Here is a 15,504-nt window from a genome sequence, read left to right on the forward strand (position 1 = left end):
CTTTTTGAAGCAGGGGAGCCGGTCACGGGTTGGTGATGTGAAGATCCCGCGGCAGGTCGTAGTAGATCTTCAGGGCCTCCTCGTAGCGGGGCATGAGGAAGGCAAACCCATAGGACATCGACGGGACCGGAAGGTTGGTGGATACGACAACCTCACTGCCTGGGGAGGCTGCCTTCAAAGGCTGGACGATCTCGGTCTCGACGAAACGTTGATTGGCCTGCAACCCCACCCAGGCGCTGACGGCCCAGATCACCGCGGGCAGTCCCAACGCCACCCAGGTGATTCCCACCAGCCCGATGCGTTTCCGACCCACCAGCTCCCGAGTCAGGACGGACACCAGCGACAGCACGGTGACAAGCAACAACGCAGCCGGCAGGAAATGAACCCGATCCCCGGAGGTACCACTGCCGAGAACGAACACGTTGGAACCGACGAATCCCGCCCAGGCCACCACCGGAACCCACCCCAGTCGTTCGCGCTCATGGGCCAACGTCACCCACACCGCCAGGAACACCACGGGCACCAGCGCCAGCAGCAGCGCTGCGAACGCAGCAGCCTCCGGGGGCAGCGCCTGCCCGACGTCATCGCCGACGGGCGCGCGATGGGCGTAGGCGCTGGAGACTAGACCGAGAAGACCAACCCCGCCAGCCGTCGACAACGACACCAGACCCCGGCGTCGCGAGGTCACCGCCACCCACACCAGAATCGCGACCAACCCCAGCCAGATCCAGATCGTACGGCCCCAGAACACGTTGAAGGAGACCGCGACGGAGTGGGTGAGTTGTTCGACGACGGAGCCGGCCCCCGCGTTGTCCGCCACCTTTCCGCTGCGCTTCCACAGACCCGGCGCGCACATGTGGGCGGCGAAAGCCACCAGCGACGTGCCGGTCAGCACCCACGCTTTGATGGACAGCCTGCCGCGGGCGGTAACGATCACGACGAAGGCCACTGCCGCCAGGGCACCCGCGACGATCTCATGCAGCGAATCGGTCAGCGCCAGTCCGACAGCGGTGAGAATCACCCACCGCCATGGCAGGTCGTCGCCGTCGAGGATCCGAACCATGCCGGCCAGTCCCACGGCCGCTGCACCGAGCGGGAAGACGTAGTTCATGGCTCCCGCCGTCCAGAACACGGCGTCGCCGGAGAACGAGGGGTTGAGCCACAACAGGAACGGGACGACCATGAGGCCCACCGGGTACAGCCATGCGCGATCGCCACGCGAACGGGTGGCAGCCAGCCAGGCGCCCACCGCCAGGCCGGTGGCGGTCAGCATCAACGGCGCGAACAGTGGATAGAACCACGGACCGGGACGCAGCACAGCACGCAGCAGACTGTCGGAGGTGCGCCCGTTGATCTCACCCCACTCGTGGGCCAGGAATCTCAGCCAGTCGCCGAACGAAAACCTCCCGGCGACGTCCCCTGCCTGCGTGATCAGGAGATAGTCGTCACCGGACATGAACCACCAGCGGTGCAGCAGCCACCAGGCCAGGACGCTGATCCCGGCAGCTCCTGCTACGAGCCACCGGGACCGGAAACGTGGAGAATCGGATTCAGCGGACGTCAACGAACTGGTTCGTGGCGGCCGATTCGATCATCGCCTCACAGACCCGCACCACCTGGGCACCCTGCTCCAACGTGACGACGTCGGAGTCGCGACCGAGGATGGCGTCGCGGAAGTTCTCGTGTTCGGTGCGCAGCGGCTCCGGTTTCGCGATGGCGAAACGGGTCACGTCGCCTTCGGAGACCCCACGGAACTGGGCGATGTCGTCCCACGTGGTGGCGATGCGGCCATTGGCGTAGAAGGTCAGATCAGCGGTGAGGGTGTCCGCGATGAACATGCCCTTCTCGCCCGTCACGATGGTCAACCGTTCCTTGGTCGGGGTCAACCAGTTGACGAGATGGTTGGACATCAGGCCGCCCGACAGCTGGCAGGTGGCCGAGACCATGTCCTCGTACTCGCGTCCCGCCTTGAACATGGTGCGGGCCGCAACCAGCTCGTAGTCGCGCTGCGTGACCCACGCGGTCAGATCGATGTCGTGGGATGCGAGGTCCTTGATGACCCCGACGTCCGCGATGCGTGCCGGGAACGGGCCCTGACGACGGGTGCAGATCTGGTACAGGTCGCCCAGCTCACCCGCCTCGAGACGCTTGCGCAGCTCCTGCAGCGCCGGGTTGTAGCGCTCGATATGGCCGACGGCCCCGACAAGCCCCTTCGACGCGAACGCCTTGACGAGACGCTGGGCGTCCTCGAAGGTTTTCGCGAGGGGCTTCTCGATGAGCGCGTGCACGCCGGCCTCGGCCACTTTGAGGCCGATCTCCTCGTGGTACATGGTGGGAGCCGCGATCACGACGTAGTCGAGGTTCTGCTCCAGCAGGGCGTCGATATCGGGCAGGACGGACAGTCCCTCAGCGACGCCGTGCGGGTCGCCCTGAGCATCAGCCACCGCGACGAGGTCAACCCCGTCGATGGCACGCAGGTTGCGGGCGTGGTGACGCCCCATCATTCCGAGGCCGATGAGACCGGCACGCAGATTACTCATCAGGCACCAGCCTTCGCGAGGGTGTTGACGGCATTCACGATGCGCTCCAGGTCCTCCTGGGTCAGCGACGGATGAACCGGCAACGACAGGCATTCCTTGGCGGCGCGTTCGGTCTCCGGCAGCTCCACCGGCACCTGGAACGGCTTCAGGCGGTGGTTCGGGACGGGGTAGAACATCCCGGAGCCGACCTGGTACTCCTCCTTCAGCGCCTTCGCCAGGCCGTCGCGGTCCTCGGGGACGCGAATCGTGTACTGGTGGTACACGTGGACGGCGCCGTCAGCGACCGGCGGCGGGGTGACGCCCTCCAGGTTCGCCGACAGGAACGCGGCATTCTCCTGGCGGGTCTTCGTCCAGGCATCGACTTTGGTCAGCTGCACCCGACCGATGGCGGCATGGATGTCGGTCATGCGGTTGTTCAGGCCGACGACCTCGTTGTGGTACTGCTGCAGCATCCCCTGGTTGCGGTACAGGCGGACGTTGCGTTCGATGGTGGCGTCGACACACGAAACCATGCCGCCCTCACCGGAGGTCATGTTCTTGGTGGGGTACAGCGAGAACATCGCGAACTCACCGAAGGCACCGACCGGGGTGCCGTTCAGCGAGGCGCCGTGCGCCTGGGCGGCGTCCTCGAACAGCAGCAGCGAGTGCGAGTCGGCGATGGTGCGCAGCGTGTCCATCTTGGCGGGGTGGCCGTACAGGTGAACCGGCATGATCGCCTTGGTGCGCTCCGTGATGGAGGCCTCCACGGATGCGGGGTCGAGGGTGAAGTCGTCGGCGGAGATGTCGGCGAACACCGGGGTGGCCCCGGTCAGGGCAACGGAGTTGGCCGTGGCAGCGAAGGTGAACGACGGCACGATCACCTCGTCGCCTGCGCCGATCCCGCAGGACAACAGACCGAGGTGCAGACCGGAGGTGCCGGAGTTGACCGCGACGCAGGCGCGACCGAGCTTGAAGTGCTCGGAGAACTCGGTCTCGAAGGCCGCCACCTCGGGCCCCTGGGCGATCATGCCGGAACGCAGCACCCGGTCGACGGCAGCGCGTTCCTCATCGCCGATGATCGGCTTTGCGGGGGGAATGAAGGACTGGGTCATCAGGCTTCCTTTACGAGGTTGAGGGTCTCGCCCACCTGTTCGAACTCGTCGCCGGTGTGCGGGTCACGGAATGTGTTGGGACCGGTTTCCTCGAGGGGAAAACCGGAGCGACCCACCCATTTGATGCGCCGGGCCGGCACTCCGGCCACCAGCGCGTAGGCGGGAACGTCACGGGTGACGACAGAGCCGGCGGCCACCGTCGCCCACTCGCCGATCGTGACGGGGGCAACGCACACGGCGCGCGCACCCACAGAGCTGCCGCGCTTCAGGGTCACCCCGACCGGTTCCCAGTCGTGGGCGCTCTTCGAGGTGCCGTCAGGATTGACGGCGCGCGGGAAGGTGTCGTTGGTGAGCACCGCGGCGGGGCCGATGAAGACCCCGTCCTCCAGGTGCGCGGGTTCGTAGACGAGGGCGTAGTTCTGGATCTTGCAGTTGTCCCCAACGTGGACGCCGCTGCCGATGTAAGCTCCCCGCCCCACGATCACGTTCTCACCGATCTCGGCGCCGCCTCGCACCTGGGCGAGATGCCAGATCGACGAGCCGTCGCCGATCTGGATGCCGTCATCCAGGTCCGCCGACGGAAGAATGCGGGGTTCAGCCATGGGGTCCGCCTCTCAATCGCTTGGTTCCGGGTTGCAGTCTAGCCCCAGGATCGCTTCCCGATAACCACGTGAACAGCGCCGAAAAGGCATGTACCGATACGCGACGCGCACTACCGGAAACCGACCCGGTGTCCCCATCCGGGTCGCGCGACCCCTCGATGAGGTGCGCAACAGCGCCTCGCCCGTAGGATCGTCGCAGAAGGAGATCCCCGACGAGGAGACAGCGATGGACGACAGAATCGAGACCCCGGCGTTCGTGGTGGACGAGAACCTGCTCACACGACAGGTGGATTCGTTCCGCGACGCCCTCGACCGCGGCTGGCCCGGAGCCGTCCTGTCGTACTCGGTGAAAACGAACTCGCTGCCGTGGCTGGTGGCGTGGATGGGGCGCAACGGGGTGCCCGCCGAGGTGGTCTCCGAGGAGGAATGGCAGCTGGCTCTGCGCGTCGGACACGACCCCGCCGAGGTGATCGTCAATGGCCCCGTCAAGACCCCGGAGCTGCTCACGCAGGCCTTCGAGGCGGGGGCGATGGTCAACCTCGACTCGCGGCGCGAACTGCGGTGGGTGGCCGAGCGGGCCGCCGCGGGCAAACGCGTCGACTCGGTGGGATTGCGCGTCAACTGGGACGTGAACCGCGACGCCCCCGACCACACCGCCAGCGGATCGGCGGGGCTGCGTTTCGGTTTCCACGCCGACAATGGCGACCTCGATTCCGCGATCGCCGAGATGCGCGCCGCAGGGGTGCGGATCGCGGGTCTGCACCTGCACGTCACATCGCTGACGCGAGCGCTCGACACCTACGTCTCCGCCGGTCACACCGCCCGCAGAATCATCGCGGAACACGGCCTGGAACTCGACTGGATCGACTTGGGGGGCGGGTTCTTCGGGGGCGACTCGGACCGTTTCCCGACCCCCGACCAGTACGTCACCGCCATCCGCGACGCCCTGGGGGATGCCGTCGATCCGGCCCGGACCCGGCTGATCATCGAACCCGGCGCGGCCCTGGTCGCGGTGCCCTTCGAACTGCACACCAGCGTCATCGACACCAAGCCGGTACAAGACCACATCATCGTCGTCACCGACGGGTCGCGCACCAACCTCGACCCGTTCCTGCGCAAATCGGCCTACGAGCACACCGTCCACAGCGACGGCGAACCGTGCTCTACTCCGCAGATCATCTCCGGGTTCACCTGCCTCGATAACGACCGGCTCATGCCCCTCACCGACGCCCCGCGACTGCGGGAGGGAGACCGGATCGTCTACCACAAGGTGGGCTCCTACACGATGACCTTCAATCCGTTGTTCATCCAGTACCTGCCGCGGGTCTATGCTCGGCACGCCGATTCCTCGCTGAGTGTCGTCAGACAGCGCTGGGGGGTCGATGAATACCTGGCCGGCAACACCTGGCAGTGATCCGGAGACGAAGACGAAGGGAAACCGGGACATGAACGTCCTCATCCTCACCGCGGGTAGCCGCGTCCAGACCGTTACGTATTTCAAGCGCGCCCTGGCGGGTCGCGGTCGCGTCATCACCACCGACGCCTCCGAGCTCGCCCCCGCGCTGTACGCGGCGGACGGCCATCACGTCGTGCCGCTGATCAACGACCCCGACTACCTGCCCACCATCCTGCGCATCTGCCGTGACGAGGAGATCTCGGTGGCGTTGTCGCTGCTGGATCCGGAGCTGAGCCTCCTGGCGAAACACGTCGACGAGTTCGAGGCGATCGGCACGAAGGTGATGATCTCCCCCGCCGAGGTGGTGGAGCGGGCCTTCGACAAGTGGGTGATGTACCAGTGGTTGACGGCGGAGGGCTTGCCGACCCCGCGGTCCTGGATCGATCTCGAAGCCTGCCACGCCGACCTCGATGCGGGGGTGGCGCAGTTCCCGCTGTTCGTGAAGTCGCGGACGGGTTCGGCCTCCGCGGGGATTGCGCGGATCGATTCGCGAACCGAGCTGGACGCGGCCTTCGCCGCCACGCCGGGGCTGATCATCCAGGAGTTCCTGCCGGGCGAACCGGTGGACGTGGACGTCTACGTCGACATGATCTCCGGCAACGTGGCGGCCATGTTCGCGAAGAAGAAGCTGCGGATGCGGGCAGGCACCGCCGACAAGTCGGTGTCGTTCAAAGACGACTCCCTGTTCGCGCTCGTGGAGGATTTCGTGACGCGCTGCGGTTTCCGCGGCACCATCGACGTGGACCTGTTCTCCACCCCCGAGGGCTGGTCGATCCTGGAGGTCAATCCGCGTTTCGGCGGCGTCTACCCGCACGCCTACGAGTGTGGCGTCGACTTCCCCTCGCTGCTGCTGAACAACGTCGCGGGCAAGGCCAATGAGCCGCGCATCGGCGACTACGAATCCGACTGGGCGATGCTCGGCTACGACGGCGTCATCATGCACCGCATCGAGGGCCTCTCGGAGCGTTGAGCCGCCCCGGGCCGGCGGGCCCCTTCCCCACCCCCGACGACACCGGGAAGTGGGGATAGGGTGGCTTTCATGCGGAATCTCAATGTGGCGGAGCTGGCGGCCAAGGTCGTCGAAGGGTCCAGGGGCCATGTGGCGAGGGCCATCACCCTGGTGGAATCGACCAAACCCGAACACCGGGCGCAGGCCCACGAGCTGCTGCAGTTGATCAATCCGCACACCGGAAAGGCCTTCCGGGTCGGCATCTCGGGGGTTCCCGGGGCCGGCAAGTCGACCTTCATCAACGCCATGGGCATCAAACTGATCGAGGAACACCACCACCAGGTGGCGGTGCTCGCCGTCGATCCGTCGTCGACCCGCACCGGCGGTTCCATCCTCGGCGACCGCACCCGCATGGGCGATCTCGCCATGCGGGATGAGGCGTTCATCCGCCCCTCACCGTCAGCCGGGCATCTGGGTGGTGTGGCCCGAGCCACCCGCGAGTCGATGCTGGTGCTGGAGGCCGCCGGCTACGACGTCGTGCTGGTCGAGACCGTGGGCGTGGGACAGTCGGAGGTGGCTGTCGCAGGCATGGTCGACACCTTCTTGTTCCTGCACGTCGCCCGCACCGGGGACCAGCTGCAGGGCATTAAACGCGGCATCCTGGAACTGGCCGACGTGATCTCCATCACGAAGGCCGACGGCGACAACGAGGGAGAGGCCCGGGTTTCGGCGCGCGAGCTCAGCATCGCCATGAAACTCATCTCCAGCGACGAGTCGAGGCGACGCCCCCCCGTGCTGACCTGTTCCTCCTACACCGGAGCCGGTCTCGACGACGTGTGGGAGGCGGTCACGAAGCATCGCACCGACCTGGAGAAGGCCGGGGAACTCGTCGGTAGGCGCCAGTCCCAGCAACGCGCCTGGCTGTGGAACATGGTGGAGCAGGAGATCATCCAGTCGCTTCGCACCTCCCCCGAGGTTCGCGAGGTCGCTGCCCGCGTCGAGGCGGATCTCGCGGCCGAGAAAATCAGCGCTGTCGAGGGATCCACCGACATCCTCGAGGCCTTCGCCCGCACCTTCGGCCACCCCGCCACTGACGCGACCGCCGGGTGAGGGCCGGCGGGACCCCGGCTCCGGGACCCCGTGGACGAACGGGTGGGTCCTCACCGGCCTGCATGAACCGGTCGCGCGGTCGTCCCGCAGTATTCCGGGCCGTTTCACAGCCCAGGGACAGGCGAGTCAGGTGACCACGATTGGCCTGTCCTCTAAGCTGGTCCCGTTGAGAGGAGGGTGAATGGGCGTGTTCGACCGCGCTGAGAAGAGGATCGGCGCTGCCGTGGACAAGGTTTTCGCCCGCGCCTTCAAAGGCGACGTGCAGCCCGTCGAGATCGCTGCGGGTATTCAACGGGAACTGGACTCCGAGGCCAAGCTCCTCAGCCGCGACAAGCGGCTGGTGCCGAACGTGTTCACGGTCTCCCTCTCCCCTCACGACTACAACAGGTTGTTTCCCTACACCAAGACCCTCAACTCGGAGATCATCCCGGAACTCAGGGCACACGCGGCGGAACGTTCCTACGTGTTCAACGGCTCCATCCAGATCCTCTACATGCTGGAACAGTCACTGCCCACGGGACAGTTCCGGGTGACCAGCCAGGCCGTCGCGACGGCCCCCGATCAGCCTCCGGCACCCAGACCGCGGGCATCACAGCAGCTGGTCCTGGAGGTCGCCGGGGTGCGGCACCCGCTGGTGCCCCCGGGCCTGGTGATCGGTCGCGGCTCGAACGCGGACCTACGCGTCAACGACCCCGGGGTGTCGCGCCGCCACGCCATGATCTCGGTCTCCGGACCGCTGGAGAACCGCACCATCCGCATCGAGGATCTCGGCTCCACCAACGGCATCGTCGTCGACGGGTCCCGGGTGCAGGCCGCCCAGCTCAGGGACGGTTCCCGCATCGAGATCGGCAACACGAGGATGCTGGTGCATTCGCCGTCGGAGGCGTGAGCCCATGTCCGATCTCGTCGCAGCGGCGATCAAGATTGTCTTTCTCGCCCTGCTCTGGTTGTTCATCGGCATCCTCGCCGACGTGATCCGCAAGGACATGTTCGGTCGGAAGGTGTCGGCCTCCGACCTGCCTGCCAACGAACAGGCCCCGACGAGACGCGGCAGAGGGAAGCGCCAACCCACCCGGTTCGCCATCACCCAGGGCGCCCAGCAGGGTCTTTCGATTCCTCTGGAGCCGACCATCAACCTGGGCCGCACATCCGATTCCACTATCCTCCTCGACGACGACTACGCCTCCTCCCGTCACGCGCAGCTCGTCCAGCGCGACCCGGAAACCTGGGTGGTGACCGATCTCGGATCCACCAACGGCACCTATGTGAACGGCAAACGCATCACCGAGCCCACCCCGATGGGGGTCAACGACATCCTTCGCATCGGTCGCACCATGATGAAGCTGGAGGTGTGAGGCCGATGTTCTCCCTCGACTTCCGCATCTACTCCGAGGTGGGACGGGTCCGCAAGAACAACCAGGACGCCGCCTTCGCCAGCCCGCACATGCTGGTCGTCGCCGACGGCATGGGTGGCGCGGCTGCCGGAGACCTGGCCTCCGCCGTCGCGGTCGCGGAGGCCCATGACGGAAATCGTCGCCTCGATGACGAGCACCTGCTCGAACACATGGCGGGCATCGTGCAACGCGCCAACGACAAGCTCGCCGACCTGATCGAGAACGACCCGGAACTCGACGGAATGGGCACCACCTTCTCGGGTGCCGCCTTCTCGGGCACGTTGCTGGGCATCGCACACATCGGCGACTCACGCGCCTACCTGCTGCGCGACGGCGAGCTGCGACAGCTCACCCACGACCACTCGTGGGTGCAGTCGCTCATCGACGAAGGCCGCATCACGCCGGAGCAGGCTGCCACCCACCCACACCGGTCGCTGATCCTGAAGGTCCTCAACGGGGCCGGAGACACGGATCCGGATTTCTTTGAACTGCACGTGCGCAAGGGCGACCGGCTGCTGTTTTGCTCCGATGGCCTGTCCGGCCTGATGACCCAAGACGAGCTGCACGAGCTGATGGGCCTCGACGACCTCGACGAGTGCGTCACCCAGCTGGCGGCCCTGGCGAACGAACACGGCGGCCACGACAACATCTCCTTGGTGTTGGCGAAAGTGGTGCCACAAGACGATGAACTCGACGCCGCTGAAGCGCAGCTGGCCGGTTCTGCCCTGGAGCGCGAGATCCCCACCATCACCCACGACGAGCAGGGCCCGGGCTATCCCGAGCCGGAACCCGAGCCCATCGAGGATCCCGACCACGACTCGACGGAGAAGGCACGCTACGCACCGCAAGAAAACAAGAACAAACGCCGCTGGCCCACGACGATGATGGCGATTCTGGCGTGCCTGGCCGTCCTGGGAGCGGCCTTTTGGGGGGTGCGGATGTACAGCACCTCCCGGTATTTCATCGCCTCCGCCGACGGGAGGGTCGGGATCTACAACGGCATCCCAGGATCGCTGCTCGGCTACAAGATGAACACCTTGGTGGAGCGCCGCACAACCCGGATCGCGGATCTTCCGATGTTCTTCCAACGCCAGGTGGCCAATACGATCGGTTTTTCCGACCTCACCTCCGCCAACGAGACGGCCAACGCTCTCGACGGGTACGCGAGCCGCTGCCGCGACGCACGTCAGAAGCGCCTCGGGCCCGTCACGAAACCGAGTGAGCCTCAGCCGAGTGAAACAGCAGGTCCGGGCCTGCCCACGAACACCACCGCCGCGCCCCCGCCGTCCAGCCCCACTGGACAGTCGAACTATCCGACGCTACTCGCCCCGATGAGCCCGACGGCCGCCGAGGAAGCGGACCCGGAGGCCTGCTGATGTCGGTCATGCAGCAGCCCTCGGCGACGGGCGAGTACATCATCTACCGGCAACGACGTGGCGTGGAGTTGGTACTGACCCTCATCGCGTGCACATTCGGCGTGGTGGGGTGGGTTGTCTCCTACCTGAGCCTGAGGGGCACACCCCCGGACAACCTGATACCCGGCACCCTCATCTGGTTCGGCATGGCACTGGCTGCACACTTCGTCATCAGGTGGCGTGTTCCCTACGCGGACCCGGTGATCCTGCCCATCGTTTTCCTGCTCAACGGGCTCGGGCTGGCCATGATCGCGCGCCTCGACAACGCCAAGAACACACACGCCGCCACGAACCAGCTGCTCTGGACAGGGTTCGGTATCCTGCTATTCGCCGCGGTCGTGATCTGGCTGCGTGATCACCGCCGGCTCCAGCGTTTCCCCTACCTGCTGTTCTTGGCAGGCATGGTGCTGCTGCTGCTGCCGCTCATGCCGGGGGTCGGTCGCGAACTCAACGGCGCGCGAATCTGGATCGGGCTCGGCCCGTTCAGTTTTCAGCCCGCCGAGGTGGCCAAGATCCTCCTGGCCCTGGCCTTCGCGGCCTATTTCTACGAGAAACGCGACCTGCTGGCGCTGGCCGGCAGACGCATCCTCGGACTCGAGTTCCCCCGAGCCCGCGATCTGGGTCCCATCGTGGTGATGTGGTTCCTCTCGCTGGGCATCATGGTCTTCCAAAACGACCTCGGCACCGCCCTGTTGTTCTTCGGTTTGTTCACCTTCATGATTTACGTCGCGACGCAGCGCCCGGCCTGGCCGATCCTCGCGGGTGTCGCGTTCGTGATCGCGGGGCTGCTCGCCTGGAGGTTCACCAGCCACGTGCCGCGCCGGGTCAATTCCTGGTTGAATCCGTTCAGCGACTACGACGCCAATTACCAGATCATCCAGGCCCAGTTCGGTTACGCCTGGGGTGGGTTGTTCGGGCGCGGCTGGGGGCAGGGTTCGCCGTGGCTGACGCCCATGAATGAGAGCGACTTCATCGCCGCCAGTCTCGCCGAAGAGATCGGGATCGTCGGCATGATGGCGATGGTGATGCTGTACGGGTTCATCGTCGCCCGCGGCATGAAGACAGCACTGATCTGCCCTGACGGTTTCGGCAAGCTCCTGGCGGGTGGGCTGGCATTCACCTTCGCGTTGCAGGTGTTCTCGATCATCGGTGGCATCACTCGTCTGCTGCCGTTGACGGGCCTGACGACGCCGTTCATGTCCCAGGGCGGATCCTCCCTGATCGCGAACTGGATGATCATCGGCATCCTGCTGGTGATCTCCCATCGCGCGCGCATGCCCCAGCGCGCCACAGCCACCCCGCAGGAGCTGATGACTCCTGCACAGTCGACAGCGGTGATTGCGAAATGAATGGTCCCCTGCGGAAAGTCAGCATCTTCATCTCACTGCTGATGGCGGCATTACTGGTGAACATCACCTGGCTGGCCATCGCCAGGTCGGAGGACATGCTCAAGGATCCGCGGAACGTGCGGGTCAGGGATGCCGAGTTCAACACCAACCGGGGTGCGATCCTCGTCGGCAACGACGCGATCGCGATGTCGTCGCCCGCATCAGGAAAGTTCCCGTGGCAACGCACCTTCCCCCAGGGTGCGATGTACTCGTCGGTGACCGGCTGGTATTCGTACTCCTACGGCAAACAGGAATTGGAGCGCACCTGGAACGCGGAACTGACCGGCACCGCGTCGTCGCAGACGATCACCCGGATCGTTGACCTGCTCACGGGCAAGAAAGCGCAGGGCACGAACCTGAACACGACGCTGAACCCGAAGGCGCAGGCCGCCGCGGTCAAGGCCCTGGGCAAGCAGCAGGGGGCTGCCATCGCCATCGACTACACCACCGGCGAGATCCTGGCACTGGTCTCCACCCCCACCTACGACCCGAACCTCCTGGCTTCCACCGATCCCTCGACGGAAACGCAGAACTGGAACGCCCTGATTGACGATTCCGCCGAGCCGCTGAAGAACCGCGCGGTGCGGGAAATCTATCCCCCCGGTTCCACCTTCAAACTGCTGACCGCAGCGGCTGCGCTGGAGGCCGGGTACGAACCCTCGTCCACCGTCGCGTCCCCGACCAGCTACCAGGCACCGGGTTCCAGCCACGGCATCGGCAATTCCACGGATTGCGGAGGCACGGAGACCACCCTCGAACACGCGCTAGCGACGTCCTGCAACACCGCTTTCGCGAAGCTGGGTGTGGAACTGGGGCAGGACAAGATGTTGGGGGTGGCACAGCGTTTCGGTTTCAACTCGGTTCCCGGCATCGACCTGCCGGCGACGGCTTCCAAGTTCCCCACCCAGATGGATCCCGCCTATCTGGCGCAGTCCAGCATCGGGCAGTACGAGGTGGCAGCCACCCCGTTGCAGATGCTGATGGTGGCCTCCGCCATCGCCAACAACGGGGTGTTGATGAAGCCGCACGTGGTCAAGAGCGTCACCGGAAGCGACCTCAAGGTGATCCAGACGGTCCAACCTGAGCAGGCGGGTCGTCCGATCAGCGAGGGAGCTGCTAAACAACTCAAGCAGATGATGGAGAATGTGGTCAGCGACGGCACCGGTTCGCCCGCACAGGTCCGTGGAATGACCATCGGGGGCAAAACCGGTACCGCTCAGTCGGACCCCAACCGTCCCCCCTACGCGTGGTTCGTCGGTTACGCCACCGAACCGCACGTCGCCGTTGTGACTTTCGTGCAGAGCACGTCGGTCGAACGCAACGACATCTCGGGAGGCAAGGTCGCCGCACCTGTGTTCAAGGCTGTCGTGGAGTCCCTCCGATGAGGACAGGCGGAAACTGGGTCCGATGGGCCACAATGGTTCCCGATCAATTGAAAGGACCAGTGCGATGACTGAGCGCGGCACCCTGCTGGGCGAGCGGTACGAGCTCGACCAGATCATCGGGCGTGGCGGCATGGCTGAGGTCTGGCGGGCCCGCGACCTACGACTCGTCCGCGACGTGGCCATCAAACGCCTGCGCATCGACCTGGCCAGCGACCCCACCTTCCAGGCCCGGTTTCGCCGCGAGGCACAATCCGCAGCGGGCCTGAACCACCCGAACATCGTCGCCGTCTACGACACCGGTGAGGAACGCGACACCAAGTCGGACGTGATGGTGCCCTACATCGTGATGGAACTCGTCGAGGGCGTGACCCTGCGGGAGGTGCTGCGCGACGGTCGCAAGATTGTGCCGGCCCGTGCGCTGGAATTCACCGCGGGAGTGCTGGACGCGTTGTCGTACAGCCACCGGGCCGGGATCATTCACCGCGACATCAAACCGGCCAACGTGATGCTCACCCCCGCCGGCACGGTCAAGGTGATGGATTTCGGCATCGCCAGGGCCGTGGCCGACACCTCCGCGACGATGACGCAGACCGCCGCTGTGATCGGCACCGCACAGTACCTGTCGCCGGAGCAGGCGCGCGGGGAGAAGGTCGATCAGCGTTCGGATCTGTACTCGGTGGGGTGTCTGCTCTACGAGTTGCTGTGTTCGGAGCCGCCGTTCAAGGGCGACTCCCCCGTCTCAGTCGCCTATCAGCACGTCCGGGAAACGCCCGTGCCGCCCAGCCAGCGCGACCCGGAGGTCACCCCACCGATGGACGCCATCACGTTGAAGGCGTTGGCGAAGTCGCCGAATGACCGCTACCAGGACGCCCGCGAGTTCCGCGAGGACATTCTGCGCGCCTTGAACGGGCAGCCCGTGATGGCCGCCTACTCCTCCCCCGTCGAGATGCCGACGACGGTGATGCCGTCCTCCGCCCGACGTGCGGCCCCGAGCCCCCTCACTCCCGCGGATGCGAACGCGGCGGAGGCCACCTCGCTGAATGGTGCCGTCGACACCATGGAGCCCGTGGAGGGCGAGGAGGAACCGAAGAAGAAACGCAAGACCCTGGTGGTCGTCTCGGTGCTGGTCGGTTTGCTGGTGATCGGCATTGCGACAGCCCTCTACATGGTGCTCAACCCGGGTACGAAGGAGGTCGTGGTACCGAATGTCGTGGGCGCTCTCCAAGCCTCCGCTGAGGCCACCTTGAAGGAGCAGGGTTTCGAGACGAAGGTGGAGACCGCCGATTCCGACGACGCCCACAAAGGCAAGGTGGTCGACACCGATCCGAAAGCAGGTGTGCAGGCCAAGGCCGGAAGCGTAGTGACCCTCAAGGTGGGCGTGGGCTCGAACCAGCTGCCGATGCCCGACGTGAAGGGCAAGTCATTCGACGAGGCCTCGAAGATGCTCAAAGAGGCCGGTTTCACAGGCACGATCTCCAAGGAGGACATGGACCCGGCAAAAGAAGCCGCGGACGCCGTGAAGGATCAGGCGCAGGAAACGGAACCGGCAGCGGGCCAGGCGACCGCCCCGGACCAAGCCATCACTGTGCGGATCGCCACGGGCAAGTCCGCGGTGCCTGACTTCAGCGGCATGACTGCCGAGCAGGCCCGTTCCTTGGCCAGCGAGAAGGGCTTCAAAAACAAGGTGAACGTGGTGGAGAAGGAGAGCACCGAACAGGCTGCCGGGAAGGTCTTCGCCCAGGATCCCGAGGATGGCACAGCGCTGGATCGCAAGTCCGGAAAGATCACCATCACCATCGCAAAGGCCGCCCCCACCACCGCGAAAATGCCGAACCTGATCGGCATGGACGAGAATCAGGCCAGCCAAGCCTTCAAGAACGCAGGTTTCACGGGCAATCTGCGCATCACAAAGGTGACGACGAGCGACCCCAGCAAACCGATCAACAGGATCTACTCGCAGAACTTCGACCCAGACACGGAGCTGGATAAGAACACCTCCGACGTCTCGGTGGAGATCGCCATCCCGCCCCAGCAGAACCAGCCCACTGCTAGTCCGAGTGCGCAGCCAACCTCCACCAAGGCGCCGGCCCCGTCCCAAACCCCAACGCAGCGGCCCAGCTGAGAGACTTCATTGGTGTGAACGTGCTGGCTCACCCCACACGCCGTGTGAGCCA

The 15,504-nt window shown here is 65.6% G+C and carries 13 protein-coding genes; 9 read left to right on the forward strand and 4 right to left on the reverse strand.

The features are described from left to right. Positions 1–22 precede the first annotated feature (22 nt). Genes V7R84_RS13075 through V7R84_RS13090 form a run of 4 tightly spaced genes read right to left on the reverse strand, consistent with a single transcriptional unit; the run spans position 23 to position 4,233 of the window. A complete protein-coding gene (locus V7R84_RS13075) occupies positions 23–1,564 on the reverse strand; it encodes a DUF6056 family protein (RefSeq protein ID WP_338569770.1) in 1,542 nt (513 codons plus the stop codon). Then, entirely contained in the window at positions 1,551–2,540 is a 990-nt protein-coding gene (locus tag V7R84_RS13080; RefSeq protein ID WP_338569772.1) for a Gfo/Idh/MocA family oxidoreductase, read from the reverse strand. Before V7R84_RS13080 ends, V7R84_RS13075 begins: the two co-directional genes overlap by 14 nt. After that, the gene (locus V7R84_RS13085; protein ID WP_338569774.1) at positions 2,540–3,631 is read right to left on the reverse strand and encodes a DegT/DnrJ/EryC1/StrS aminotransferase family protein; all 1,092 of its coding nucleotides are present in this window, start codon (positions 3,629–3,631) and stop codon (positions 2,540–2,542) included. Before V7R84_RS13085 ends, V7R84_RS13080 begins: the two co-directional genes overlap by 1 nt. Then, on the reverse strand, positions 3,631–4,233 hold the full coding sequence (locus V7R84_RS13090; protein WP_338569776.1) for an acyltransferase: 603 nt from the start codon (positions 4,231–4,233) through the stop codon (positions 3,631–3,633). Before V7R84_RS13090 ends, V7R84_RS13085 begins: the two co-directional genes overlap by 1 nt. Before the next feature lie 226 nt (positions 4,234–4,459). Between V7R84_RS13090 and V7R84_RS13095 the strand changes: the two genes are divergently transcribed. From V7R84_RS13095 to pknB, 9 genes are all read left to right on the forward strand, one after another. Continuing rightward, positions 4,460–5,647: a hypothetical protein gene (locus V7R84_RS13095; protein WP_338569777.1), complete on the forward strand. Its 1,188-nt coding sequence runs from the start codon at positions 4,460–4,462 to the stop codon at positions 5,645–5,647. A 31-nt stretch (positions 5,648–5,678) separates the two neighbouring features. Beyond that, positions 5,679–6,659, forward strand: coding sequence for an ATP-grasp domain-containing protein (locus V7R84_RS13100; protein ID WP_338569778.1), 981 nt, complete (start codon positions 5,679–5,681; stop codon positions 6,657–6,659). 69 nt (positions 6,660–6,728) lie between these two features. Further along, positions 6,729–7,748, forward strand: coding sequence for a methylmalonyl Co-A mutase-associated GTPase MeaB (meaB, locus tag V7R84_RS13105; RefSeq protein ID WP_338569779.1), 1,020 nt, complete (start codon positions 6,729–6,731; stop codon positions 7,746–7,748). Between the two features lie 181 nt (positions 7,749–7,929). Then, positions 7,930–8,637, forward strand: a complete 708-nt coding sequence (locus tag V7R84_RS13110) for a DUF3662 and FHA domain-containing protein (protein WP_338569781.1) — start codon at positions 7,930–7,932, stop codon at positions 8,635–8,637. Positions 8,638–8,641: 4 nt separating this feature from the next. Then, positions 8,642–9,103, forward strand: coding sequence for an FHA domain-containing protein (locus V7R84_RS13115; protein WP_338569782.1), 462 nt, complete (start codon positions 8,642–8,644; stop codon positions 9,101–9,103). A gap of 5 nt (positions 9,104–9,108) precedes the next feature. Next, on the forward strand, positions 9,109–10,518 hold the full coding sequence (locus tag V7R84_RS13120) for a PP2C family protein-serine/threonine phosphatase (protein ID WP_338569784.1): 1,410 nt from the start codon (positions 9,109–9,111) through the stop codon (positions 10,516–10,518). An 8-nt stretch (positions 10,519–10,526) separates the two neighbouring features. Then, positions 10,527–11,906, forward strand: coding sequence for an FtsW/RodA/SpoVE family cell cycle protein (locus V7R84_RS13125; protein ID WP_412728124.1), 1,380 nt, complete (start codon positions 10,527–10,529; stop codon positions 11,904–11,906). Next, positions 11,903–13,330: a penicillin-binding protein 2 gene (locus tag V7R84_RS13130; RefSeq protein WP_338569788.1), complete on the forward strand. Its 1,428-nt coding sequence runs from the start codon at positions 11,903–11,905 to the stop codon at positions 13,328–13,330. The genes V7R84_RS13125 and V7R84_RS13130 overlap by 4 nt, the downstream gene beginning before the upstream one ends. A gap of 64 nt (positions 13,331–13,394) precedes the next feature. After that, the gene (gene pknB / locus V7R84_RS13135) at positions 13,395–15,452 is read left to right on the forward strand and encodes a Stk1 family PASTA domain-containing Ser/Thr kinase (RefSeq protein ID WP_338569790.1); all 2,058 of its coding nucleotides are present in this window, start codon (positions 13,395–13,397) and stop codon (positions 15,450–15,452) included. Positions 15,453–15,504: the final 52 nt, after the last annotated feature.

The sequence above is a fragment of the Arachnia propionica genome, assembly GCF_037055325.1.
Lineage (GTDB): Bacteria > Actinomycetota > Actinomycetes > Propionibacteriales > Propionibacteriaceae > Arachnia.